This window comes from Peribacillus sp. NPDC096379 (assembly GCF_044762875.1).
Taxonomy (GTDB): domain Bacteria; phylum Bacillota; class Bacilli; order Bacillales; family DSM-1321; genus Peribacillus.
The window spans coordinates 953,152-978,132 of the sequence record NZ_JBIWFD010000001.1; the positions used below are offsets into that span (position 1 = coordinate 953,152).

Annotated in this window: 28 protein-coding genes and 1 pseudogene; 22 read left to right on the forward strand and 7 right to left on the reverse strand. The window is 40.0% G+C overall.

Annotated features, from left to right (window positions below; genetic code table 11):
- Positions 1 to 293 precede the first annotated feature (293 nt).
- The 3 genes from ACIQZI_RS04480 to greA all read left to right on the forward strand — a co-directional run bounded on the left by ACIQZI_RS04480 (position 294) and on the right by greA (position 2,787).
- Complete coding sequence (locus ACIQZI_RS04480; protein WP_062177752.1) at positions 294 to 941, forward strand: O-methyltransferase; 648 nt, start codon at positions 294 to 296, stop codon at positions 939 to 941.
- Positions 942 to 1,377: 436 nt separating this feature from the next.
- Positions 1,378 to 2,013, forward strand: coding sequence for a uridine kinase (udk, locus tag ACIQZI_RS04485; protein WP_062177755.1), 636 nt, complete (start codon positions 1,378 to 1,380; stop codon positions 2,011 to 2,013).
- Positions 2,014 to 2,310: 297 nt separating this feature from the next.
- Positions 2,311 to 2,787, forward strand: a complete 477-nt coding sequence (gene greA, locus ACIQZI_RS04490) for a transcription elongation factor GreA (protein ID WP_049682241.1) — start codon at positions 2,311 to 2,313, stop codon at positions 2,785 to 2,787.
- Between the two features lie 550 nt (positions 2,788 to 3,337).
- Here the strand turns inward: greA and ACIQZI_RS04495 are convergent.
- The gene (locus tag ACIQZI_RS04495; RefSeq protein WP_403069894.1) at positions 3,338 to 3,853 is read right to left on the reverse strand and encodes a hypothetical protein; all 516 of its coding nucleotides are present in this window, start codon (positions 3,851 to 3,853) and stop codon (positions 3,338 to 3,340) included.
- Between the two features lie 114 nt (positions 3,854 to 3,967).
- Here ACIQZI_RS04495 and ACIQZI_RS04500 point away from each other — a divergent pair, with 114 nt between their 5' ends.
- Positions 3,968 to 5,743, forward strand: coding sequence for a peptidoglycan D,D-transpeptidase FtsI family protein (locus ACIQZI_RS04500; protein WP_403069897.1), 1,776 nt, complete (start codon positions 3,968 to 3,970; stop codon positions 5,741 to 5,743).
- A gap of 81 nt (positions 5,744 to 5,824) precedes the next feature.
- Positions 5,825 to 6,490 (forward strand): YrrS family protein, encoded by a 666-nt coding sequence (locus tag ACIQZI_RS04505; RefSeq protein ID WP_403069900.1) that lies wholly within the window; start codon positions 5,825 to 5,827, stop codon positions 6,488 to 6,490.
- A gap of 135 nt (positions 6,491 to 6,625) precedes the next feature.
- On the opposite strand, the gene ACIQZI_RS04510 is transcribed toward ACIQZI_RS04505, so the two are convergent.
- Positions 6,626 to 6,829 (reverse strand): DUF2536 family protein, encoded by a 204-nt coding sequence (locus ACIQZI_RS04510; protein WP_062177770.1) that lies wholly within the window; start codon positions 6,827 to 6,829, stop codon positions 6,626 to 6,628.
- Positions 6,830 to 7,001: 172 nt separating this feature from the next.
- Between ACIQZI_RS04510 and ACIQZI_RS04515 the strand changes: the two genes are divergently transcribed.
- From ACIQZI_RS04515 to ACIQZI_RS04530, 4 genes are all read left to right on the forward strand, one after another.
- Positions 7,002 to 7,640, forward strand: coding sequence for a class I SAM-dependent DNA methyltransferase (locus ACIQZI_RS04515; RefSeq protein ID WP_062177772.1), 639 nt, complete (start codon positions 7,002 to 7,004; stop codon positions 7,638 to 7,640).
- Positions 7,641 to 7,654: 14 nt separating this feature from the next.
- Complete coding sequence (gene mtnN, locus ACIQZI_RS04520) at positions 7,655 to 8,356, forward strand: 5'-methylthioadenosine/S-adenosylhomocysteine nucleosidase (protein WP_403069905.1); 702 nt, start codon at positions 7,655 to 7,657, stop codon at positions 8,354 to 8,356.
- A 135-nt stretch (positions 8,357 to 8,491) separates the two neighbouring features.
- Positions 8,492 to 9,415 (forward strand): PLP-dependent cysteine synthase family protein, encoded by a 924-nt coding sequence (locus ACIQZI_RS04525; protein WP_403069908.1) that lies wholly within the window; start codon positions 8,492 to 8,494, stop codon positions 9,413 to 9,415.
- A gap of 1 nt (position 9,416) precedes the next feature.
- Positions 9,417 to 10,553, forward strand: coding sequence for a bifunctional cystathionine gamma-lyase/homocysteine desulfhydrase (locus tag ACIQZI_RS04530; RefSeq protein ID WP_062177780.1), 1,137 nt, complete (start codon positions 9,417 to 9,419; stop codon positions 10,551 to 10,553).
- A gap of 454 nt (positions 10,554 to 11,007) precedes the next feature.
- Here ACIQZI_RS04530 and ACIQZI_RS04535 read toward each other — a convergent pair whose 3' ends face one another.
- Positions 11,008 to 11,184, reverse strand: a complete 177-nt coding sequence (locus ACIQZI_RS04535; RefSeq protein WP_172796816.1) for a hypothetical protein — start codon at positions 11,182 to 11,184, stop codon at positions 11,008 to 11,010.
- A gap of 219 nt (positions 11,185 to 11,403) precedes the next feature.
- Here ACIQZI_RS04535 and sigK point away from each other — a divergent pair, with 219 nt between their 5' ends.
- Complete coding sequence (gene sigK / locus ACIQZI_RS04540; RefSeq protein ID WP_403069913.1) at positions 11,404 to 12,120, forward strand: RNA polymerase sporulation sigma factor SigK; 717 nt, start codon at positions 11,404 to 11,406, stop codon at positions 12,118 to 12,120.
- A gap of 253 nt (positions 12,121 to 12,373) precedes the next feature.
- Here the strand turns inward: sigK and ACIQZI_RS04545 are convergent, their stop codons facing one another.
- Positions 12,374 to 12,715 (reverse strand): hypothetical protein, encoded by a 342-nt coding sequence (locus tag ACIQZI_RS04545; protein ID WP_403069916.1) that lies wholly within the window; start codon positions 12,713 to 12,715, stop codon positions 12,374 to 12,376.
- A 217-nt stretch (positions 12,716 to 12,932) separates the two neighbouring features.
- Here ACIQZI_RS04545 and ACIQZI_RS04550 point away from each other — a divergent pair, with 217 nt between their 5' ends.
- Positions 12,933 to 14,741 carry a M3 family oligoendopeptidase gene (locus ACIQZI_RS04550; RefSeq protein ID WP_403069919.1) on the forward strand — a complete coding sequence of 603 codons (1,809 nt, stop codon included), beginning with the start codon at positions 12,933 to 12,935 and terminating at the stop codon, positions 14,739 to 14,741.
- A 243-nt stretch (positions 14,742 to 14,984) separates the two neighbouring features.
- Here the strand turns inward: ACIQZI_RS04550 and pssA are convergent, their stop codons facing one another.
- Positions 14,985 to 15,524, reverse strand: coding sequence for a CDP-diacylglycerol--serine O-phosphatidyltransferase (gene pssA / locus ACIQZI_RS04555; protein ID WP_062177792.1), 540 nt, complete (start codon positions 15,522 to 15,524; stop codon positions 14,985 to 14,987).
- A gap of 114 nt (positions 15,525 to 15,638) precedes the next feature.
- On the opposite strand from pssA, the gene ACIQZI_RS04560 reads away from it, so the two are divergent.
- Positions 15,639 to 16,421, forward strand: coding sequence for a phosphatidylserine decarboxylase (locus tag ACIQZI_RS04560; protein ID WP_403069923.1), 783 nt, complete (start codon positions 15,639 to 15,641; stop codon positions 16,419 to 16,421).
- Between the two features lie 135 nt (positions 16,422 to 16,556).
- On the opposite strand, the gene ACIQZI_RS04565 is transcribed toward ACIQZI_RS04560, so the two are convergent.
- Positions 16,557 to 16,700: a sporulation histidine kinase inhibitor Sda gene (locus ACIQZI_RS04565; RefSeq protein ID WP_062183039.1), complete on the reverse strand. Its 144-nt coding sequence runs from the start codon at positions 16,698 to 16,700 to the stop codon at positions 16,557 to 16,559.
- Between the two features lie 483 nt (positions 16,701 to 17,183).
- On the opposite strand from ACIQZI_RS04565, the gene ACIQZI_RS04570 reads away from it, so the two are divergent.
- The 8 genes and pseudogenes from ACIQZI_RS04570 to ACIQZI_RS04605 form a co-directional block, all read left to right on the forward strand.
- A complete protein-coding gene (locus ACIQZI_RS04570) occupies positions 17,184 to 17,705 on the forward strand; it encodes a YqeG family HAD IIIA-type phosphatase (RefSeq protein ID WP_403069926.1) in 522 nt (173 codons plus the stop codon).
- Positions 17,705 to 18,811, forward strand: coding sequence for a ribosome biogenesis GTPase YqeH (yqeH, locus tag ACIQZI_RS04575; protein ID WP_403072033.1), 1,107 nt, complete (start codon positions 17,705 to 17,707; stop codon positions 18,809 to 18,811). Before ACIQZI_RS04570 ends, yqeH begins: the two co-directional genes overlap by 1 nt.
- A 61-nt stretch (positions 18,812 to 18,872) precedes the next feature.
- On the forward strand, positions 18,873 to 19,706 hold the full coding sequence (gene aroE / locus ACIQZI_RS04580) for a shikimate dehydrogenase (protein ID WP_403069929.1): 834 nt from the start codon (positions 18,873 to 18,875) through the stop codon (positions 19,704 to 19,706).
- On the forward strand, positions 19,707 to 19,997 hold the full coding sequence (yhbY, locus tag ACIQZI_RS04585) for a ribosome assembly RNA-binding protein YhbY (RefSeq protein WP_062177804.1): 291 nt from the start codon (positions 19,707 to 19,709) through the stop codon (positions 19,995 to 19,997). It abuts the gene before it with no gap.
- A gap of 2 nt (positions 19,998 to 19,999) precedes the next feature.
- Complete coding sequence (locus ACIQZI_RS04590) at positions 20,000 to 20,569, forward strand: nicotinate-nucleotide adenylyltransferase (RefSeq protein WP_403069933.1); 570 nt, start codon at positions 20,000 to 20,002, stop codon at positions 20,567 to 20,569.
- A complete protein-coding gene (gene yqeK / locus ACIQZI_RS04595; protein WP_062177810.1) occupies positions 20,559 to 21,122 on the forward strand; it encodes a bis(5'-nucleosyl)-tetraphosphatase (symmetrical) YqeK in 564 nt (187 codons plus the stop codon). Before ACIQZI_RS04590 ends, yqeK begins: the two co-directional genes overlap by 11 nt.
- A gap of 83 nt (positions 21,123 to 21,205) precedes the next feature.
- Positions 21,206 to 21,562, forward strand: a complete 357-nt coding sequence (gene rsfS / locus ACIQZI_RS04600; RefSeq protein WP_062177812.1) for a ribosome silencing factor — start codon at positions 21,206 to 21,208, stop codon at positions 21,560 to 21,562.
- 35 nt (positions 21,563 to 21,597) lie between these two features.
- A pseudogene (locus ACIQZI_RS04605) lies at positions 21,598 to 22,005 on the forward strand (class I SAM-dependent DNA methyltransferase); the annotation flags it as partial.
- A 573-nt stretch (positions 22,006 to 22,578) separates the two neighbouring features.
- Here the strand turns inward: ACIQZI_RS04605 and comER are convergent.
- The gene (gene comER, locus ACIQZI_RS04610) at positions 22,579 to 23,406 is read right to left on the reverse strand and encodes a late competence protein ComER (RefSeq protein WP_403069938.1); all 828 of its coding nucleotides are present in this window, start codon (positions 23,404 to 23,406) and stop codon (positions 22,579 to 22,581) included.
- 92 nt (positions 23,407 to 23,498) lie between these two features.
- Here comER and ACIQZI_RS04615 point away from each other — a divergent pair, with 92 nt between their 5' ends.
- Together ACIQZI_RS04615 and ACIQZI_RS04620 are read left to right on the forward strand one after the other, a co-directional pair.
- Positions 23,499 to 24,119: a helix-hairpin-helix domain-containing protein gene (locus ACIQZI_RS04615; protein WP_403069941.1), complete on the forward strand. Its 621-nt coding sequence runs from the start codon at positions 23,499 to 23,501 to the stop codon at positions 24,117 to 24,119.
- 222 nt (positions 24,120 to 24,341) lie between these two features.
- A complete protein-coding gene (locus ACIQZI_RS04620) occupies positions 24,342 to 24,917 on the forward strand; it encodes a ComE operon protein 2 (RefSeq protein ID WP_062183045.1) in 576 nt (191 codons plus the stop codon).
- Positions 24,918 to 24,981 lie beyond the last annotated feature (64 nt).

Consider the following 24,981-nt stretch of genomic DNA (forward strand, 5'->3'; position numbering starts at 1 on the left):
CATTCTCCCTCTTTTTGTGGTAAAATAGTCAAAGTGCAATTTTAGGCAAGAGAAATTTTGTTCATAAACGTATGGACTCGGCTAAGTGCCGGGTTTTTCTTGAGAAATAAGAAGTATAAGTTTCTAGAGGTGTTTTGCTGTTTCGTGCATATAGTCAACTCCCTCTATTTTAGCTAATTGAGCATGGTGCTTGTGCTTTTCTATAGTGCTAAACTCTTTAATGAATGTAAGTGGTAGCGCATGACACCTTCTTTCGTAACAAGGTGTTTGCGCTTTTCGTAGGAGGAAAAAACATGAGCATAGATGAATATCTTCAATCGCTAATCCCAGAGCGTAATGGTTTGATAGCGGAGATGGAAGAGTATGCAAGGTTACATAATGTGCCGATTATGGAGCCGGAAGGTATGGAAACATTGCTACAAATCTTAAGGCTAAAAAACCCGCAAGCCATTTTGGAAGTGGGTGCAGCAATTGGATATTCGGCGCTGCGAATGGCTGAAGCATTCCCAAATGTGAAAATTGTCACAATTGAACGTGATGAAGAACGAATTGGTGTGGCTAAAGAAAACATTAGTAAAGCTTGCGCACAAGATCGGGTGATTCTAATCGAAGGCGATGCACTTGAAGTGACAGAATCGATTAAAGACTATGGTACTTTCGATGCGATTTTTATTGATGCGGCAAAAGGGCAGTACAGAAAATTCTTCGAGCTATATGAGCCTTTCTTGAATGATTCAGGCATTATTGTGACAGACAATGTGTTGTTTAAAGGTTTAGTGGCAGTGCCGGAAGAAGAAATTGAGCCAAGGCGCATTCGCAGTTTAGTACGGAAAATCAAAGAGTATAACGTTTGGCTCCACAATCACCCTGATTACGATACAGTCATTTTGCCAATTGGTGATGGTGTCGCCATTAGTAAGCATAGGGGTCAACGAAAATAAAGAAATCAGAACTTCTTGTCATACCGACAAGTATAAGACGACATATTCAAGTTTAGTTTGGATAAATGACTCTTTGACAATAAATAAGAATGGCTCGGTGAACTCGGGATAATATACGGACCTTAATACGAAAATAGGAAGTATTCAAAACGTATAAGCAGCGATTGTTCGGGAAACATAGCGAAAAGACGAGCTTTCTTTAGTTCGCCGGGTTAGTTCTCAGATGATAAAGCATATACAGGAATGGAAATGATGAGTAGCCTTATTCTTTTGAACAGGAGGGCTAAGGGGGGCGCACCTTAGAATTTCCCACAACCGTGTGAGGCGGTAAAGAAATGAACGTAGGTGCTAGCAATCAACTTCTAAAAAATTGTCCGAAGAAATGAGGATGAACCTGATTTGCCAACAACATGATGCGAGAGGGGAACTAACGGACATGGAAAAGAAACCAGTTGTAATCGGAGTAGCCGGCGGCTCAGGATCAGGAAAAACGAGCGTAACACGCGCGATTTATGAAAGTTTCAAAGGACATTCCATCTTAATGCTAGAACAAGATTATTATTATAAGGATCAAACGAATCTCCCTCTTGAAGAACGGTTAAAAACGAATTATGACCATCCGCTTGCATTTGATAATGATTTGCTAATTGAGCATATACACAAGCTTTTGGGGTATGAATCGATCGAGAAACCAGTATATGATTACAATATTCATACTCGCTCTGAAGAAATCATTCATGTTGAGCCAAAAGATGTGATTATTTTGGAGGGCATTCTGATTCTTGAAGATGAGCGCTTACGAAATTTAATGGATATGAAGCTATTTGTGGATACGGATGCTGATTTACGAATTCTTCGCAGAATGTCCCGCGACATCAAAGAGCGAGGCCGTTCATTGGATTCAGTGATGGATCAATATATTAATGTGGTCCGTCCGATGCACAATCAATTCATTGAGCCAACAAAGCGATATGCGGATATTATCATTCCTGAAGGTGGCCATAATTATGTCGCAATCGATTTAATGGTAACAAAAATACAAACAATCCTTGAACAAAAGTCATTTTTGTAATAACATGACATAGATAAAGATAAGAAGCAATTATTTCTTACACGGTTTAGACTTTCTCTAAATTAGATACGAAACAAAGTCTAAACATTTATACACTGGCAAAATTAGATGGAAAATAAAATACGTACAAAGCGCGCCCTTTTTATAAAAGGACGCGCGCTTATGTATTTGTTGCTTGTTTTTATATTTTATTTTCGCCAGCCGAGCGTTACAGCTAGAAAAGTGTAGATCACTAGATACTACATAAACGGTCACCATGCTTTTAGCATCGTGAAGAATTTTGAAGGAGTGAAGGTTTTGGCAGTTGAAAAAGTATTTCCAATGACAAAAGAAGGTAAAGAGAAATTAGAGCAAGAACTTGAATATTTAAAAGCGGTAAAGCGTAAAGAAGTGGTCGAAAGAATTAAAATCGCCCGTAGCTTCGGTGACCTTTCTGAGAACTCAGAGTACGATTCTGCGAAAGAAGAACAAGCATTTGTTGAAGGGAAAATTACCACGCTTGAAAATATGATTCGCAATGCGAAAATCATCGTTGAAGATAGTACAAATTCAGATACTGTTGGTTTAGGTAAAACGGTAACATTCGTTGAACTTCCAGATGGTGATGAAGAAACGTATTCGATCGTAGGAAGTGCCGAAGCAGATCCGTTTGAAGGTAAAATCTCAAATGATTCGCCGATCGCCAAAAGCTTAATTGGTAAAAAATTTGGTGAAACCGTAACCGTTAACACGCCAGGCGGCGACATATCTGTGAAAATCATTAGTGTTAAATAATTGCATAACCGCTTTAAAAAGGGTCAGATCTCGTATACTATTCAGTAGCGGGGTTTGCCCCTTTTTGCTTGGAATTTGGGAATCGGATCCGTTAACTACGGGTGAATATATGCGTCACTCCCTGGATATATCCGCTAATTTAAAATCCCCCAGTCCAATATATGGCCTGGGGGAATACAGAAGGAGAAGGATATAAAACTAAGATTCTAAGATCCATTGCAATAGGTGGTGATTGGTTAACGGTAAAGATGGAACGGGGAATAGGTCATTGGTTTAGCCATTTTCCACGTGACATATGCCACCACAAATTAAGAGGTTCCTTCTGCACCTTGAAGCGGAGTCTCACCACTTCAAGGGGATGTTCAAAAAGTCCGGTAAACATAGCTGTCGAATTGCATCAAAGCTCATTAATGAACTTCTGTTAAAACCGCGCACGTCCTGTGCGCAACACAGAAGTCAGCACATCCTGTGCAAGTCCGGTCCTCACGAGATGCGCTCCTCGAACTTCTCGGCTCTTTTTATCCTCCTTTTTGAACACTCAATTCAAGGCTTAAAAATATTTATCGCTATCAAAATCAAGTTCTACTTGATAGTTCTTCGCGTTAATTAGATTCGAAAGTCGATTTGCTTGTCTTTCTGTTTCAATACCCTTTACCCGATAAACTTCCGGATCGAATGTTGCAACCCTGACTAAAGTGATGGCTTCACTATAGGAATGAATCATCTCTTCTTTAACAGAGGTGCCGTATTGTTTGTATTTACGTGCCTGTGCCCGTAGCTGGGTGGCGAGCTCTATCGCTTCTACAATCGTTAAAGATTGTTCTCCGAAGGAAACTTCATTTTCATAGTTCGCTTTGTACATGAGCTTATCAAGTAAGCGAAAATCACTGCGAACCTCTTTGAGCTCTTGTTCCACTGCTACGAGATTGCGTACCTGACTTGGTATCTCTGATCCTTTTTCAATTTCGACAAATGCAAGTAGGTCCATTTCTGTGTCTAATTCCTGAATGCGCTTTGATAGGACACTTTTCAGCTTAACCGCATCGGCCAATATCAATTTTCTCATTCATGTGCCTCCTGTGAAATCTTCTGTGACTACTGTATCATGAATTCGTGAATAAATGCATGTATAATTGTTTGAAAAATGGAGACCTCGTCCAAAATAGGGATGAGGTGTTAGATGATGAAAATACGACGAATAAAATGGCTTGGCGCATTCATTATCGCGTTGTTACTCGTTTTGATAGGGAGATTAGTCGACATTCAGTTGTGGAACACTGAGTCGTTTTCGAAACATCAGGTGAACTTAATCGAAGCAAGTGTGAAGCAGAGATCACAAGTATTAACCGTTGACGATGGCCGCGGCAAGTTTTATGACCGTGATGGAGAGCCTTTAACTCATGAAGAGAAACAAGTGCTTGTCTTATTTCCATTTTTAAAAAAAATGGAGTGGCCTGCAGATCAAATTGCATCCATTCTCGGGATTCGAGAAGATCAGTTACGAGCGGAAATTATGAACGGAAAGAAGCCATTTGCTTTTGGCGGTAAGCAGCCACTTGAATTAAGCGAGTATCAGTCGAAAGCGATTAATGACTTAAAAATACCAGGTGTATTCGCTGTGAAACAGAAATTCAATTCTGCAAGCATGCAAGCTAGCCAGTTGCTTGGTTCGACGGTGGTGTACTCTTCATTGTCAAAAGAAAGATACCCGGACCTTGAGCTTTTTCCTGACACAAGAGTGGGTGACAAAGGGTTACAGCGAACGTTTGATGAGTTTCTCTTATCAAGCGGCGAGTCCAAGCTTGTGTTTCATGTAGATGCGAATGGGGGGCCAATGTTTGGAGTTGACGTGAAATATGTGGAACCTGCCAATCCGCTTTACCCTGTAAAAGTCATCACAACACTAGATAAAGAAATTCAAGCAACCGCAGAGAAAATCGTGGATGAATTTCAAATTAAAAAAGGCGGGCTTATTTTACTCGATATTGAGAAAAGTGAAATTTTAGCAAGTGTTTCTCGTCCTGTTTTAGATATGCAACAACCGAATGGAGAAGGAGCTATCAACAATATGTTCACCCAACATGTACCTGGTTCTGTCTTTAAGACGGTTGTAGCTGCAGCGGCGATTGATTATGAAACAGCACCACCAACTCGAATGTTTGACTGTAATCAAACGATTGATGGCAAGGAAGAAAAACAAAGACCGCTCGGAATGTTGAACTTTCAGAACAGCTTTGCGCAGAGCTGTAACCGGGCATTTGCACAAGTGTCTCAAGAAATAGCCCAAAAAGATGCGAACTTCTTTGAAACATATGCCGACAAACTTGCGATCACAAAGTATTCGGGCTGGCAAGGTGATTTATATCATTCAGCTTTTAAACAACTGTATGGCGAGCAAGCAGGAACCATCTGGAAGGATCAGAATGAACTGAAGAACGATCCGAAGATGGTCGCCAAAACAGCGATCGGCCAATTAAATGTTCAAGTGACTCCGCTTGCTGTCGCCAACATGATGGCGACGATTGCCCGTGGCGGCGAAAAGCAAATGGTGAAGGCGGTACAAAAGGTCGAATTCAATAACGGGACATCTGCGATTGATTTCCCCGAAAAAGAAATAGATCAAAATAAAATTTCTCCATATACAGCAATGAAGCTTCAAGAATTATTAAGAGGCGTCGTGAATGAGCCAAAGGGCACCGGTACTTTATTGAAAGATTTGCCTTATACCGTTGCTGGGAAATCAGGAACAGCGCAGACAAAAATAAAGGAAGGCAAGTTGAATAAATGGTTTGCAGGCTACTTTCCCTATGAAAATCCAAAATATGCGTTAGTAGCGGTTAATTTGGATACAACGGAAAATACGAGTGGAATGGCAGCTGTTTTTGCGGAAATGGTAAAAGAGATCTATGCGGTCAATCATGAAGATCGTTCGAAAGAAGGGGAACCGCTAAATTAAGGATTGGGAAAGTATTCCCTTCAAACTGATACGGGAACGTGTTAAAATAGACCTTGTATTGAATAATGAGGAGGAAGTACATTGAAAAAAAATTCTGGACCTTTTCATACGGGTGCACGTTCATCAACCAAAGACAAACAGAGAAAAACAAATCGTATATATAATATTTCCATAACTGTTGTAATCGTGTTAATCCTAATTGTCGGAGGATCGATACTATTTAGTAAAGACGAAACGAAACAAGCATCAACGACGGTTAAAGAAGATACACCGAAGCAAACGGAGAAAAGTGATGCTAAGACTAGCAAAGCGGAGGATGAGGATCAGGACATTACGTCTGAAACTGATGATTCGAATGCCGAAAATCAAGACGAGACAGATGCAGAGCAGGGAATTGATGAGAATGGTCAAGATGATTCAACAGTCATTTTGGAATCTGAAGATGAAAATGACGAGAATACCGAAACGAGTGACTCACCGGATTCAGTGGAAACTAAGCAACCTTCCAATGCCGAAGTAACAAATTTCGATAAAGGATCTACTAACTGGGCAGAAATGGAAAATGCCGTTGCACAAGGAGCTGGTATCTCTACAGATAATATGACAGTCTTGTGGCTGGGAAATGGCGGAGCGCCTGGTAAAGCCGTTGGAACCGTTTCGGCAAAGGATACAAAGCAAGTTTACAGCGTCAACATCGAGTGGGTGGAAGGCTCGGGCTGGAAACCAGTGAAAGTGGAAAAAAAGTGATTTAACAAAAAGCAAAGAGGATGCCTAAAAGTGGGTCTGACCTCGTACACTACAGTAGTAATGTGTTATAAACACTTATTTTACTTGTAGTTGCGAGGGCAGACCCTTTTTTAAAATAGAACTTATTAAAGTTTATTATTTTTTCATCTTAAAATGCACGACAGCACTGTAAAATCGATGTCCTTCTTCCACGTGCATTTGGTGAGAAACGGACTGTACTTCAAGGAGAATGGCTTTGTTGATCTCGATTTGTGTTTGGATTTGCTTTTCGAGGTTTCTAATGGTGTCCGCTTCAAAGAACTCCACTTTGTCTTGGATTAAATCTAGCTGAAAATTCATGGTCATGCCTCCATTTGCTTAGGGTATAGGGCTATTTTATCACGTTTAAAGACTAATTCGCAGGGAAATCTAATACTTGAAGGAAAGGAGAAGATGTGGTAGATTAAGAACAGTTTCAAAACAAAAACATAGTATATTTATAGGAATAATTAAATATAAAAAGGTGATAAAAATGGGAAGAGAATTTATCGAGCTTTTTGAAGAATGGTCGAAATCCTATGATGATACTGTAGATGGTCATGATGTAGAATACCGCGAAGTGTTTCTGAACTATGAGCGGATTTTAGATAGTGTAGTAAGCAGAGCACATGGTCACACGATCGAATTCGGGATCGGAACGGGTAATTTGACAGAAAGATTGTTGAATGCAGGTTTAACAGTGACAGCTGTAGAGCCCTCACCTGCGATGAGAGAGAAGGCCATGGGAAAATTACAAGCTCGCACGGAAATAGTAGATGGTGATTTTTTTGAATTTCCTAAGCCTGAACAAGTGGATTCAATCGTTAGTACCTATGCGTTCCACCATTTAAATGATGATGAGAAGGCGAAAGCTATTGCAATCTATAGCCAATTATTAAAAACTGGTGGTAAAATAGTGTTTGCGGATACGATGTATCTGACAAATATTCATCACAAACAGGCCATACTTGATGCAAAATCGTCTGGGTATCATAATTTAGCAAACGATCTATCCACTGAATACTATACAACGATCCCGTTTTTAGAAGAGATATTAAAAGAAAATGGCTTTACTGTATCATTCGATAAGTGCAACTCGTTTGTCTGGATTATGGAGGCTGAAAAATTATAGAAAGAGGTACAGGAATGAAAGTAGCAATTATCGGAGCAATGGAAGAAGAAGTAACGATTCTAAGAGATAAAATAGAGAACCTTGAACAAATGACGATTGCTGGTTGTGAATTTAATACGGGCACATTAAACGGCGTTGAAGTCATTTTACTAAAATCAGGAATTGGCAAAGTAAATGCAGCCATGTCAACAACTATATTATTAGAAAAATTCAAGCCAGATGCGGTTATTAATACAGGTTCTGCAGGCGGGTATGAACCATCATTAAATGTCGGGGACGTTGTGATTTCAACTGAAGTACGCCATCATGACGTGGATGTAACGATTTTTGGCTATGAATACGGTCAGGTTCCGCAATTGCCAGCAGCGTTCATCCCTAATGAAAAGCTGTTTGCGATTGCCGAGATTGCTGCCAAAGAAATCACCGATATCCAAGTCAAAAGCGGATTAATCGTAACGGGTGACTCATTCATGAACGATCCAGTTCGTGTTGACTTTGTTCGCACAAAGTTCACGAACCTCTATGCAGTAGAAATGGAAGCAGCAGCAATCGCTCAGGTCGCTCACCAATTTGGTACTCCATTTGTAATCATCCGTTCCCTTTCTGATATTGCTGGAAAAGAATCGAACCTTTCATTCGATCAATTCCTAGAAACGGCAGCATTAAACTCAAGCCAGTTGATTATGAAAATGATTGATCGTTTGAAAGTGAGTTAAATAAAAAAACTAAGTTAGATTCGTGGAGATTCGTTGGACGAAAGAATGGTCATGAACAACTCTTTCGTTCAACGTACTCTTCACATTCTGAAATACTCCTAAAAACATAAGAAAAAATAGGAGGGGGAGAAAATAATGAATGTCTACCATGGGATTCATGAATTAATCGGTCATACACCGATGATGGAAATTACTCAATTTTCTTTACCAGAAGGTGTCCGAATTTTTGCAAAGCTTGAGTTTTTTAATCCAGGTGGAAGTGTAAAGGATCGTCTTGGTCGCGAATTACTTGATGCCGCCACAAAGAGCGGCGAATTAGTTGCAGGTGGTACATTGATTGAACCAACGGCGGGAAACACGGGGATTGGATTGGCATTAGCCGCAATTAACAAAGGCATTGACGTCATCTTTTGTGTGCCGGAAAAGTTCAGTGCAGAGAAACAGGAATTGATGCGTGCCCTAGGAGCTAAGGTTGTGAATACGCCTACTGAAGAAGGGATGCTTGGAGCGATCAAGAAAGCGCAAGAACTGCTAAAAGAGATTCCGAATTCCTATTGTCCACAGCAATTTGCCAATCCGTCCAATCCAGCTGCTTACTATAAAACACTAGGCCCAGAAATATGGGAACAGCTTGATGGACATGCGGACATCTTCGTTGCAGGAGCAGGAACAGGTGGAACATTCATGGGAACGGCTCTTTATTTAAAGGAACAAAATCCGCATGTTAAGACAGTAATTGTTGAACCAGAAGGCTCTATCTTGAATGGCGGTGAATCTGGTCCGCATAAAACGGAAGGAATTGGCATGGAGTTTTTGCCGCCTTATATGGATGAAAGCTATTTTCATGAAATTTACACAGTATGCGATGAAGACGCTTTCGGTTTGGTGAAAGAACTAGCCTATAAAGAAGGTCTGCTTGTCGGAAGTTCATCTGGCTCCGCTTTTTTTGCGGCATTGCAGGAAGCGAAAAAGGCAGTCCCAGGAACAAATATTGTCGTTGTTTTTCCAGATTCAAGTGAGCGGTACTTAAGTAAACACATTTATCAAGGGGGAGAGTAAGATGAAAAAAAAGACACAGTTAATTCACGGCGGCATTTTTGGAGATGAACAGACAGGTGCTGTTTCTGTTCCCATCTATCAAGTGAGCACATATAAACAAGATGGTCCGGGAAATCATCGTGGGTATGAATACTCACGCACAGGGAATCCGACGCGTCATGCCCTAGAAGAATTAATTAGTGACCTAGAGGAAGGAAAACGAGGATTTGCATTTGGTTCAGGGATGGCGGCAATGACCGCGGTTATGATGTTGTTTAAGCAAGGTGATCACGTGTTAATCACGGATGACGTGTATGGTGGCAGCTACCGTGTCATCACGAAGGTATTAAATCGTTTTGGTTTAGAGGCAACTTTCATCAATACAAGTGATCTAGATTCCATTGAAGAAAATATCAAAGAGAACACAAAAGCTTTATTCATAGAAACGCCAACAAACCCTACTTTGAAAATTACCGATATTGCAGGGGCAGCAAACATCGCGAAGAAACATGGCTTGCTTACGATTGTAGACAATACCTTTAGCACGCCGTATTGGCAAAATCCGATTACACTTGGGGCAGATATTGTGCTTCATAGTGCGACGAAGTATATTGGTGGTCATAGTGACGTTGTAGCCGGTCTTGCCGTTGTGAATGATGAGAAACTTGGAGAGGAACTTCACTTTGTTCAAAACTCAACAGGAGGCGTCTTAGGGCCACAGGATTCATGGTTATTAATTCGCGGCATCAAAACACTTGGACTTCGCATGGAAGAAACGGAAAGGAACACGAAACAAATCACAAACTTCCTGCTTGAACATGAAGCGGTATCGAAAGTGTATTACCCAGGTATTGAAAGCCATCCAAATCATGAAATTGCCAAGAAACAAGCACGCGGCTTTGGCGGTATGGTGTCCTTTGATGTCGGCAGTGCCGAAAAAGCGGCAGATGTACTAAGTAAAGTGAAATATTTTACCCTTGCTGAAAGTCTTGGTGCTGTGGAAAGCTTGATTTCCATCCCTGCCCTTATGACACATGCCTCCATCCCTGCTGATCGACGTGCTGAATTAAGGATTACAGATGGACTGATTCGCATCTCTGTAGGAATTGAAGATGCTTGCGATTTAATTGATGATTTAAAACAAGCCTTGCAAAACTAAACAGAACCTAGTACGTATTGCTAGGAGCATACTACTATGTAAAATCAGGATTTACCTGTATCTTTGGGACCCAAATCAGGGCAAGAAAGATCTCGGGCAAGCAAAGATTTAAATGATTGTAAAATTCATTCACAATTTTGCCACCAATTAGATGAAATTTGTTCATAATATACACCGTTCTGGTCAAGGAAAACGTGGTACCTTTTAAAGTAGGCAAGTAAAAGGAGTGTATGCCATGTTTTCGATTGTAATGGTGCTCGTTGTCATCACTGTTATTGGCATTGTGGTTGCAACAGAAGTAACAGTGGACTCAGATTAAAATTCTTGCAGGGTCTGGGCCTCACACTAATCCCCTTTTATTGTGTTACTTACATATCACACAAACGATAGATAGTAGAGTAAGGTCTAACCCTTTCGTTAAAGAAAAGGAGCAAATGCATTTGCTCCTTTTTCATTAACAGACAAGAGGACCACAACTAACAAACCACCAGAATCCAAAGATTAAGAGAAGAATCAAAAGTACGATGAAAAACGCATACGCTGGGCCATAACTTCCGCGCACCATACCAGGTCCAAATGCTGGATAAGATTGGTATGGTCCATAACCGCCACCTGGATATCCATAACCCATGAAATCACCTCCAATTAGGATAGAAATTCCCCCTATACTGTATGCTTCGTGAAGACGAGGTGTATAGGATATTGCCCATTATCACTGAATTTAGAAATCTGTGAGACGCATCACAAAATGCGTAATGAAAGTGAAATTAAGTTGTACAGACACAAAGACGTCCCTTCTAGCATAAGCATTAGATATAGGCGAATGACGAGAAACTCTGGGGGTGTGAGAATGCCGGATATTTTAACTGCATTAGGTTATATGGTTAAAGAGTTTTATTTGCTCGTATCATACGTAAAGAACAATGCTTTTCCTCAGCCGTTATCAGCGGGGGATGAACGCAAATACTTACAGCTAATGGCCGAAGGAGATGCCCAGGCACGCAATATGTTGATTGAGCATAACTTACGGCTAGTCGCCCATATTGTCAAGAAATTTGAAAATACGGGCGAAGATACGGAAGATCTTATTTCCATCGGCACGATTGGACTAATCAAAGCAATCGAGAGTTATTCGGATGGAAAAGGAACGAAGCTTGCGACCTATGCGGCACGTTGTATTGAGAATGAAATACTCATGCATTTACGAGCTACTAAGAAAACAAAAAAAGATGTATCGCTTCATGATCCAATCGGCCAAGATAAAGAAGGAAATGAAATTAGTTTAATTGATGTACTGAAATCTGAGTCTGAAGATGTCATTGACACGATTCAGTTGAATATGGAAATTGAAAAGGTAAAAAAATATATTGATATTTTAGATGAACGTGAAAAAGAAGTGATTGTCGGTCGATTTGGGTTGGACTTAAAAAAGGAAAAAACTCAGCGGGAAATTGCCAAAGAACTGAATATTTCAAGAAGCTATGTGTCACGAATCGAAAAGCGTGCATTAATGAAAATGTTTCATGAGTTTTACCGAGCTGAAAAAGAGAAACGACGCGGTGGATAAGTGAAAATAAGCTGTAGCTACCTAATCAGATGCTTGTTGGGATTTAGAACATTTGATGGATTGCATAAAAAATAAACAGAGCGTAAAGCAAATGCTTCACGCTCTGTAGCTCGTTCATTTGGTTTTAAACATTTCAACGATGGCATGGTAGATTTCAGTACCTTGATAAAGGAATAATCTAGATGCTGTCAATGAAAATAAAGCGATCATAATGAAACGAAATACCATTTCGTCCACTCCCCTATTTTTTATTTTATCTAATAAAAAATATAGGAGTTAAGATGAGGTAATTCGATCTGTAAAAGACGGGACCTTGTAGGACATAACGTCTGATGAGCTTAATAAAGGATAAGCTATAGAGAAATAGCGTGAGTACTGCTAGAACAACTGCAGTAAAATCCATTAAGCTGAAATCAGGTATAAACTGCATGGCTTCAATCTGAAGTTCAACAGCTACTGTGGGATCTTCTTCAACCATTTTGAAATGCTTATGTAGGCTAGGTCCTGTGAGTCCGCCATGGATTTTGCTAACCGCAGAATGTTGAATGCTTCCGAGTAAAAATAAGGCGAGTATGAGAATGGATAATCTTTTCACTGTAACCCGCCCCCTTTTCTTTTGAATTATTTCTATCTTACCATGAATTTTCATGAATGTCAGAAAGAAAAATAGACATTTTCCTTAAACAGGTTCAAGTGAATATTGGCGTTTTTTACTAAAGTATGTCATGTAGTAGCGGAATACCACCTTTAAGTTAGAAAAATTCTGAAAAGTTCTTTATAATAGAAGTATCAAAAAGAAGGAGGTAGGATCTATGGCATATCCGTTAACTTGGGATTTAGATGTGTTTTTTAAGGGTGGAAGCGCTTCACAGGAATTTACCGCTTTTTTAGATCAATTACGAGTGGATGTAGGCGAATTTGATAGGTTAGTAAGTGGCTGGAAGGTGAAATCTGTAGAGCAGGATCAGCATTTGCTTGAAACTGCTATGGAGTTATTTGGACAATCGGGTAAAAAAATGCGCCAAGCAGGAGCGTTTGTAAGCTGCTTAGAGGCACAAGATGTTAAAGATCAGAAAGCGAATGAATTACGCGGTCAAATAACGAAGCAAAGCGCCATCTTCCAGAATGCATTAACGAAGTTTGATCAGAAACTTGTCACTCTGGATGAGGAGTTTTTCCAAAACCTACTAAAAAAAGAACCATTAAAAGAATTAAAATACATATTGAATGAACGTCGCGAACGTGCGATGGAGAAGCTTTCTGTAGAAGAGGAATCATTAATTCATGCATTGGCAGTGGATGGATATCATGGCTGGAGCCAACTGTATGATACGGTTGTCAGTACGATTCACATCCCATTTGAGGAGAATGGGAAAGTGAATCAATTATCTGTAGGGCAAGCAGCTAATAAATTTTCAGATCCTGATCAAGATGTGCGCAAGCGGATTTTTACTGCTTGGGAACATGCTTGGAAAGAGCATAGCGATGTATTGGCTAAAGTGTTAAATCATCTAGCTGGGTTTCGCTTAAGTGTGTACGAAAAACGCGGCTGGAAGGACGTACATAGAGAACCACTTGAAATCAATCGGATGTCCAAGCAAACATTGGACAGCATGTGGTCTGTGATAGCAGAACATAAAGAGCCACTTGTCCGATTTCTGAAACGAAAAGCAGAACTGCTTGGATTAGAAAAATTAAGCTGGGCTGACTTGGATGCACCGATTACAACGTCTGCAAAAACGAGTGTCATGAGTTATCAGGAAGGTGCTGAATTTATCCTAAAGCATTTTGGAAAGTTTGGCAGTGAGTTAGAGAGTTTTACGAAAAAAGCGTTTGAAGAAGGATGGATCGAAGCACAAGATCGTCCGAATAAACGCCCAGGTGGATTTTGTACAGGGTTTCCTGTGTCTGGTCAATCCCGGATTTTCATGACGTATTCCGGAACGCCGTCTAATGTATCAACTTTAGCGCATGAATTGGGACATGCCTTTCATTCATATGCGCTTAAAGATACACATACATTAAACCGTGCGTATGCAATGAATGTTGCGGAAACGGCTTCTACGTTTGCTGAACTGATTGTCGCGGATGCCTCTGTAAAAGAAGCGAAGTCAGAGAGCGATCGTATTTCGCTTTTGGAAGACAAAATTCAACGTACTGTTGCTTTATTAATGAATATTCATGCGCGTTTTCTATTTGAAACACGTTTTTACGAGGAACGAAAACAAGGAATAGTAAGTAGTGCTAAATTGAATGAATTGATGATTGATGCCCAAAAAGAAGCGTATGGAGAGGCATTAGATGAATATCACCCTACATTCTGGGCATCCAAGCTTCATTTCTATATTACTGGTGTACCGTTTTATAATTTTCCCTATACATTCGGATATTTATTCTCGCTCGGTATATATGCGAAAGCGCAAAAAGAAGGTAAAGAATTTGAAGAGAAGTATATCGCCCTTCTAAAAGATACGGGTTCAATGCGGGTTGAAGATTTGGCAAGCAAACATTTAGGGGTAAACTTGTTAGGACGTGAATTCTGGGAAGAAGCGGTTGGCACTTGTCTTAAAGATATTGAGGAATTTTTTGAGTTGACGGATCCACTGGTGAAACAAGCATAATCAAAGAATTTTAAGCAAAAAGGGTCTGACTTCGCACTTTATATACTATTTAGTGGTATATCGCTAAACGGTATATCGAAATTCGGGAGCAGGCCCTTTTATTCAAAGAAGAATATTTTTATGGGTTTTAGTGTGTAACCTCACACCTGCTACGTTCGGACGATCACAATGTGCTGACTTCTGTGTTGCGCGTCATGACGTACGCGATTTTACCGGACTTTTTGAACTACCTCTGATATTATTCTAGACTTTTTTAAGTTTAAATGGACTGATCATGAGTAAAGATAATATAATCATGAAGAATAAGAAAAATACGGGCGGAGCGTACTGAATTACAAGGAAGCTTAATGTCAATAGGCAGCCAGCTACCGTAATGGGCAATCCGGTAAAATAGCCATTGTTTTCACTGATGTTAAAACGGGCTAGCCTAAAAGCTCCACAGCCAATATAAAAAACAGTGAAGAAACTGCCTGGTGCTCCAAAATCAAAGATGATTCCTTGATAGAGAAGTAAGGCTGGAGCGACGCCAAATGAGATAATATCACACATAGAGTCGAGTTGCTTACCTAACGCCGATTCAATATTAAATTTTCGTGCAATCATCCCATCGAAGCGATCGCAAAGTGCGGCTAGAAAGATTAATAGAAGACTAAGATTCAATTGATTCGTTAAAACAGCTATAATTGCAAATCCGCCAAGTGATAAATTTAGAAGGGTAATAATATTTGCCGTTTGTGCTTTCAGTTTTTTTAACGTAAGATCCAAAGCATGCAGGAAAAACAAATCATCCACTCCCTTCCTGTATTGTTAAAAGTATTGATTATATAATCATATTATTTCTGATACAATTTATGCGAGAATTATTTCTATTATTTAACAAATGGTGGTGTGTGGTGTTTGTATCAATCTTTATATCGTCTATTTATTGAGTTAACAAATGGAAGAGTTACTTCAGGCACTTTGCGGAAGTTTAGTCAGTCTACAAAGAGCCGCGCAGTGATCCCTTCCTTTGTGAAAATCTTTCAAATTAATCACGAGGAAAGCGAGCAGAACGTTACAACTTATCCTACTCTACATGATTTATTTACGCGTAGGCTGAAAGAAGGCGTAAGAGTGATTGATTCAGAGCCTAATTCTGTCGTTAGTCCTGTAGATGGTGTTTTTGAGGATTATGGTTTAATTACTATGAATAAAGAGATTGTGGTCAAAGGAAAAACGTATTCAATCGAGGAAATGCTGGATGATACAGCTGTTTTCGAGAAGTATGTTGGTGGCAGCTTTGCGGTGCTCTATTTAAGTCCGAGCCATTATCATCGGATTCATGCACCAATTTCAGGGAACGTTACGAAACGGTGGATAAAAGGGGAGAAATCCTATCCAGTGAATCGACTGGGCATGAAATATGGTCGTTCACCTTTATCTAAGAATTATCGAAATATCACGGAGGTTCAGCATCATTTGGCACATGTTGCTATTGTAAAGGTTGGTGCGATGTTTGTGAACTCCATCGTTATATCAGATGAAGCTAATCAATTAAAAAAAGGTCAGGAGTTTGCTTATTTCAGCTTTGGTTCAACGGTTGTGTTGCTTTTTGAAAAAGGCAGTTTTGAGAAACGAGAAGATTTGATTGTTCCAAAAGAAGTGAAAGTAGGAGAACGAATTGGGAAGGTAAAGGGTTGAGCAGAGGGAGTCTATATCGAAAAGGCAAGACCCCCCACAACTAATATATCTCGTTCATATGAAGTGTAAATCATACAATTAACGGTGTATAAAGTGTGAGGTCGGCTCCTTTTTTGAGACATCCTCTAAAATCCATTATGCTAAAGAACCTCTAATTTTGTGAGTTAAAGATCTTCGTTGGATTTCTGTTTCGATTAAAATGATGAAGTCTGAACTTAACTTCAGTTTTATGGCTTTGAAATAAGCTTCGATTAATAAATCATCTGATAGTTTATTCATTGGCATGCCCTAAGGCAGGTCACCTCCAATTTTTTTCCTAGGAATAAAAATTATTTCACATGCATATAGTGGTAAGTGATCTATGGTATAGTCATACCTTACCAGAAAAAGTAATCGAGAACAATCGTTCTAGTTATCCACAATGGACGTGGATAAGTTGTGGGTATTTTGTTTATAAATGATTGTTTGGTCTGCTAATCTAAGGGGATAATGTGTATAACTTTATCCACAATGAAAATAATTAAAGAATTTGTCGAAATGTTTTTGGGAATATACGTAATATATGAATAGGATGGATGGATCGTAAATGGTCATGCAATAGCGAAATTCATTAGGTTTGCTGCTTTCCAGCGCTGCTTTTTTATATTATGATGGAACTTTACGGCAAGACTAAAGAAGAGAGCGTGTTTTCTTTTAGAAATTTGTTGTAACAAACAAGAAAAGGGTTGAACAGTAATTCAAGAGAGGTTATTGAGGTGAATCATGCTTAAATTATTTTTACCAAATGAACATGTGAAAAGCATTTTTGAGATAAAGCCTGAAGACTTGAAAAAAAAAGGCGTAAAGGGAATTATTACAGATTTAGATAATACCCTTGTAGAATGGGACAGGCCTTTAGCAACGCCTAAATTAATCGAGTGGTTCGAATCCATGCGCAATCACGGGATTTTAATCACTATTGTTTCGAATAATAATGAAACGAGAGTAAAGTCCTTTTCTGATCCGATTCAGATCCCGTTTATTTCACTTGCACGTAAGCCGATGAGCAGATCTTTTCGCAGAGCGGCTGAACAAATGGGCATTAAGCGAGAAGAGGCCGTGGTGATTGGCGATCAGTTGATGACAGATGTGTTGGGTGGAAATCGAGGCGGCTTTCATACGATCCTTGTCGTGCCGGTTGTACAGACAGATGGATTCTGGACGAAGTTTAATCGGAAAATAGAAAGACGGATTTTGGCATTTTTCAGAAGAAAAGGAATGATAGAATGGGACAATCAGAAGTAATGCACGAGGAAGAACTAGCTTGCATCGGTTGTGGAGTGAAAGTCCAAACCGAAGACCCGAAAGCTTTGGGGTACACGCCTAAGTCAGCGTTGGAAAAAGAAATGATCATTTGCCAACGCTGCTTTAAATTGAAACATTATAATGAAGTACAGGATGTTTCTCTGACAGATGATGACTTCTTAAAGATCTTGAATCAAGTAGGTCAAACTGATTCATTAATTGTGAAGATCGTGGATATATTTGATTTTAATGGCAGTTGGTTGCCTGGGTTACATCGTTTTGTTGGCTCTAATGATGTCCTATTGATTGGCAATAAAGTAGACTTGTTACCGAAATCGGTAAAGCATAATCGATTGATTCACTGGATGAAGGAGTCTGCTAGAGAGCTTGGCTTAAATCCAGTTGATGTGTTATTGGTGAGTGCTGAGAAAGGTAATCAAATTCAAGAAGCAGCATCCGCGATCGAACAGTATCGGAACGGAAAAGATGTCTATGTTGTTGGGTGTACAAACGTTGGTAAATCAACATTCATCAATCGGCTGATCAAACAAGTGAGCGGAGAGGAAGATGTGATTACAACATCTCATTTCCCAGGAACGACGCTTGATATTATTGAAATTCCGCTGGATGATGAAAAAGCATTGATTGATACACCAGGCATCATTAACCATCATCAAATGGCTCATTATGTCGATAAACGTGATTTAAAATTCATCACACCGAAAAAAGAAATTAAGCCGAAGATTTATCAGCTTAATGAAGAACAAACATTATTCTTTGGCGGTTTGGCTCGATTGGATTATGTGTCAGGCGGTCGCCGTTCTTTCACATGCTATTTATCCAATGAATTGAATATTCACCGTACAAAGCTTGAAAAAGCGGATGAATTATATAAAAATCATGCAGGCGAGCTTTTAACTCCTCCACGCAGAGAAGGTATGGCTGATTTTCCTGAACTGGTTGCTCATGAATTTTCGATTAAAGATGGGAAAATGGACATTGTCTTCTCAGGTCTTGGCTGGGTAACGGTGAATGAGCCAGGTGCAAGAGTTGTTGCTCATGTTCCAAAGGGTGTTAATGTGATTTTACGAAAATCTTTAATTTAACAAGAACGAAGCAAAGAATCATTTTAGTTAGATAGACTAGAGAGGTTTTAGGGGGAAAAGGATGAAAAAAATCTACGGAGTTATAGGGGACCCGATTGCGCATTCGATATCACCAGCGATTCAAAACGATGCTTTTACTCATCAAGAGCTAGATTGTATCTATCATCCATTCCATATAACGCCAGAAAACTTGAGTGATGCGGTAAAAGGAATGAAAGCGATTGGTATTGCCGGCTTTAATATCACCATTCCACATAAAACGACCATCATTCCCTATCTTGACGAGATAGATGAGCTTGCTGCTACAATTGGTGCAGTTAACACTGTTTCTTATCAGGATGGCAAGTATATCGGGTATAATACAGATGCAATGGGTTTTTATAAGGCGCTATCTGATCAAATCTCAAATCTAACAGAGAAGAAAATCTTAGTAATTGGAGCTGGTGGCGCAGCGCGAGCCATCTATTTTACGCTGCTTTCGCACGGTGCTATCTCCGTCGATATAACGAATCGGACGTTAGAAAAGGCGGAAGCGCTAATAGCGGATTGTCCATTTGAAAAACAATCAACTGCTCTAACGCTCTTACAGGCAGAAGAGCAGTTAGCAGATTATGATGTGATTATTCAAACGACCTCTGCTGGAATGAGTCCCCATCTGGATGAAATGCCATTTAGCATTCGAAATTTATCAGAGGGTTCATTTGTGAGTGATATTATCTATAACCCACTGGAAACAAAGCTATTAAAAGAAGCAAAGCAAAAAGGTGCCGACGTTCAAAACGGATTGGACATGTTGGTCTACCAGGCTGCCTTAGCTTTCCAAATCTGGACAGGGATTACTCCGGATACAACTAGAATGAAAAACATCATGCGAACGACATTAGGAGGAAAATAAATGCTTACAGGTAAACAAAAACGATTTTTACGTGCAAAGGCACATCATCTTAATCCAATTTTTCAAGTTGGGAAAGGTGGCGTCAATGACAATCTGATTAAACAGATCGGTGAAGCATTAGAAGTACGGGAATTAATCAAAGTAAGTGTGCTGCAAAACTGTGATGAAGACCGAGATGACGTAGGTATGGCGCTATCAAAGGGAGCACGTGCTGAGCTTGTACAAATCATCGGCAATACGATTGTGCTGTATAAAGAATCTAGAGAAAATAAACAAATCAAGCTGCCTTGAGTATGAAAAAGGTCGGAATCCTTGGTGGTACATTTAACCCGCCACATATTGCCCACCTGATTATTGCGAATGAAGTGCTGGATGCATTAAAATTGGATGAAATCAGATTTATGCCCAATTACACGCCGCCGCATAAAATAAAAACAGACGATGTCCCAGATGATGATCGTGTTGCGATGCTTAAGCTTGCGATCGACTCTCACTCGTCATTTTTACTAGAAACGATCGAGTTAGAACGAAAAGGTACGTCTTATACGTTTGATACGATACAAGTCCTCCTTGACCGTGAGCCGAATACAGAATTTTACTTTATCATTGGTGCAGATATGATTGAATATTTACCAAACTGGCATCGAATTGATGAGTTGGTTGAGCTTGTTACCTTTGTTGGCGTCAAGCGGCCGGGGTATGAGGTTTCTACAAATTATCCTGTGGAGATGGTAGATATTCCTGAAATGCTGATTTCATCCTCTTTAATCAGGGAACGGGTCAAGCAAAGGAAAACCATTCGTTATTTAGTTCCTGATCAAGTTTGGGAATATATGAAAGGAAATGGATCGTATGAAACGTGAGGAAGCGCTGGAAATCGTAAAAAAACAGCTGACAGAACGAAGATACGTGCATACAATTGGTGTGATGGAAACGGCGATTAAACTTGCTAGACAGTATGGAGCAGATGAGGAAAAAGCGGAGCTTGCTGCGATCTTCCATGATTATGCGAAATTCCGTCCGATTGAAGAAATGAAGGAGATTGTAATCTCTGAGAATATGGCTTCTGAGTTACTTGAATATGGCGACGAGCTGCTTCATGCCCCAGTTGGTGCGTACCTAGTGCAAAAAGAAGTGGGCATTACCGATCGGGAAGTGTTAGCTGCTATTTCCCACCATACATCTGGTAGAGTGAACATGACGCTACTTGACAAGATTGTCTATTTAGCGGATTATATTGAACCGGGACGTTCTTTTCCTGGTGTAGCAGAAGTACGGCAGTTGGCGAAAGAAAGTTTGGATACGGCGTTATTACAATCTGTTTCCAATACGCTTGCATTTTTGGTGAAAAATAACCAAGCGGTGTACCCGGATACGTTTCATTTTTATAATGCTTTAATTTTACAACATAAGTGAGGGTTCAAAAGGACATTGAGGAGCAATGCCGCAATTCGCAAGCTTTTTCGGACCTTTGAACAACTCAATAAGGAGAAGATTTGATGACTGAAAGAGAGCTATTAATAACGGCAGCAACGGCTGCTGATGATAAACGTGCAGAGGACATTCTTGCATTAAATATGAAAGGAATTTCTTTGATTGCAGATTATTTTCTAATTTGTCATGGTAATTCTGATAAGCAGGTCCAAGCGATTGCTCGTGAAATGAAACAAAAAGCAGAAGAAAATGGCGTTGAAGTAAGACGCATGGAAGGCTTTGACGAGGCAAAATGGATCCTTGTTGATTTGGGGGATGTGGTTGCTCATGTATTCCATCGTGATGAAAGAGGGTACTACAATCTTGAACGTCTATGGGGAGATGCTCCAATCGAGAACTTGCAAAGCGAATTAAGCCAATGAGTTATGAACGCTTCGCCTATGTGTATGATGAACTGATGAAGGATGCTCCTTATGAGAAATGGCTTGAGCTCCTTCTATCAAAAATGACCCAGTACGAGGCAAGTGGCCAAAACGTGCTTGATCTTGCATGTGGTACGGGTGAGTTTACAGTAGAACTGGCAAAGCTAGGCTTTCATGTTTCCGGCGTGGATTTATCAGAGGAAATGCTGGCAATTGCAAATGAGAAAGCAACTTTATTAGGACTCTCCATTCCGTTTTATCAACAAAATATGGCACAGCTTTTCGGGCTTGGCGTTTATGATTGTGTAACCCTTTTTTGCGACTCTTTAAATTATCTTCGCGAGGAAGCAGATGTTTCGGAAACATTTCGCTCTGTTCATGCTCATCTGAAACAGGATGGCTTGTTTTTATTTGATATCCATTCCATCTATAAAATGGAGCATGTGTTTCAAAACCAAACATTTGCGATAAGTGATGAAGAGGTTTCATATATTTGGGAATGTTATGCAGGAGAAGAGCCCTATAGTGTGGAACACGATTTAAGTTTCTTTGTCCGTGATCCCGAAAATGGCCTGTATGATCGCTTTGATGAATACCATTATCAACGCACATACCCTATTTCTTTTTATCAGGAAAAGCTTGTAGAGTGCGGTTTTGAAGTGCTTGAGCTGTTAGACTTAGAGGATGAACCGATTCACGATCAAACCGAGCGGATTTTATTTGTAGTAAAGAAGAAATAAGTAGTGAAAAGGGTCTGACCTCACACTCAATAATCGTTTCCGTCGTATAAACGATTATAGTAGATGTGGGGACAGACCCAATTGATATTGGACAGCCTTTCTTTTCTGTGGAAAAGGGGCGGGGCTTCGCAAAATCAGCTCCACACCGCCACCTTCATAAGATGATGCAATTGGAGAACCTGAACCTTTTTCATCGTTGGGTTGCGTGCAGACGCTCATGGATGTTTCTTATAAAAATTAAAAAAAGAAAAGGATTTCTACATTCAATGACGAATACTAATAAGGTGCCCTAAATTGTTTTTCCACTTCTTCAATGTCTTCTGTAAACTTCTCCTTTGTCGCTATGAAAAGATGCTCGAACATTTCTCCTGTTTCTGCTTCAAGAATTTTCATTCCTTCACCAGTAATTCCGCCTTTTACCATTACTTTCTCTTGTAGTGTTGGTAAAGTGTAGATGCCTTTCTTAAGTAAGTCCCCTAAGCCGATTACCATATTTTCTGTTAAGATCCTTGCCGTTTCTTCGTCTATTTTTGTTGTTTGAACAGCCCCATCGATAAATTTTCTTGCTAAATACGTGAAAAATGCCGGTCCACAGCTCACAATATCAGAAGCAGCCCGTGTTATTTCATTTTCAATGATCACCGCCTCGGACATACTATTTGCTAATGCGGTAATCGTTTCTTTCCAAACACTTTGACATTGGCTTCCAAAGCTGAGTAAAGATACACCAGAAAGAGCGCGATTGGTAATGCTTGGGATGAAGCGGGCGCAAGAACAATCCAATTGAGATTCAAGTTGGTCGACTGAGATTGGACTTGTAATCGAGATCACACATTTGTCTTGATTTATATAAGGTTTGATGGTTTGAATTACCGGCAAAACCTCCAAAGGCTTCACACAGACAAAGAGGGCATCAGCATGCTTTGCAACATCAGCCGCGGTATTTACCACGGTTACGCCTTTATATTGATACTGGATAGCGAGTGCTTTTTTTAGAGTGCGGTTCGTGATGATGAGATCTTCTTCTGTGATTGCTTTTGCTTCCAGCCATGATTCAAGTAAAACAGTCCCCATATTTCCTGTTCCGATTACACCAATTTTCAAAATTTGCCACCTCCTACTAAACGGAACTACTCCTAAACTCTATGATACCAATTGCTTGGTTATGACGAAAATTAAAATGAAGGGTGATTTCAATGGACGTTCAAGGAAAAAAGAAAATAATCATCGGTATAGTAGCAGGAATTGCTTTATTACTCGTTTTTGCTTATTTTCAAACTTCAAAGCCGGAACCTAAGGAAACGGCAGCTGTTTTTTCTGATGGGGGCGGTATGTTTGATGAACCGTTAGAGCAGGAGGAAGAGGAACAAGAAGAGGTTATCATTAAAGTAGATGTGAAAGGAGCGGTTAACCGTCCTGGCGTCTATATCGCAGATAGCGGTGATCGAGTGATTGACCTTATTGCAGATGCTGGAGACTTCACAAGTGAAGCGAATAAAGATCAAGTGAATTTAGCACAAGTTGTAGAAGATCAAATGGTCATCCTTGTACCGGAAATTGGTGATGAGAGTGTAGATGGGGTAATAACAGGTCCGGAGACATCCTTGGGAGGTTCGTCTGACGGAAAAATAAATTTGAATACGGCGACACAAGCAGAGTTGGAAACATTAACGGGCGTTGGCCCATCAAAGGCACTGAGCATCATCGACTATCGGGAAAAAACCGGGAAGTTTCAAAGTGTGGAAGATTTGAAAAAGATATCGGGAATCGGCGATAAAACGTTTGAAAAATTAAAGGATTCGATAAAGGTAAAATAATCAGCTATTCAAATGGGGGAAGAGAAGGTAAAATGTAGACAATGTCGGAATAGGTTGTTCAAAAAAAGTTCTGGTTTTCTGATCTACACGTGTTGCTGGTTACGGAAAGGGGTCTGTCCGGTCAGACCCCGCAACGACTCTATACTGTGTATAGAGTACGAGGTCAGACCCTTTGGGGATATCTTCTTCTCGGCTACTAAAAGTGAAAAAGGGGAATGTATGTTGAATCGAATTAGTTGGAATCAATATTTTATGGCGCAAAGTCATTTATTAGCATTAAGAAGTACATGTACAAGATTAGCGGTTGGCGCAACGATTGTCCGTGATAAACGAATCATTGCCGGTGGATATAATGGTTCAATCGCTGGTGGCACGCATTGCATCGATGATGGCTGCTATGTGATTGATAATCATTGTGTCAGGACGATTCATGCGGAGATGAATGCGGTTTTACAATGTGCCAAGTTCGGTGTACCGACTGAAGGCTCTGAAATTTATGTCACACACTTTCCTTGCTTGCAATGCTGTAAATCATTAATACAAGCGGGAATCAAGGCGGTTTATTATGCAAAAAATTATAAAAACCATCCTTACGCTATAGAGCTTTTCGAGCAAGCGGGTGTTACAGTTGAACAGGTTTTAACAGAGGAAATCATTGACCTAAAAGGTAAGGAAAAACAAAATCTTGTTGCTGATTTATTAACCGCACTGTCAGAAGCTGGCGGTTCGATTGAACGAGTGAATGAACTTCAGAAACAGGCAGAACGACTATTTTTATCTCGCATCAACGGGCAGTAATACCCCCACCTCAAGGCTTCGAGGAATCGAAGAAGCGTAGGTGGAGAATAACTGCCCGTAAAAG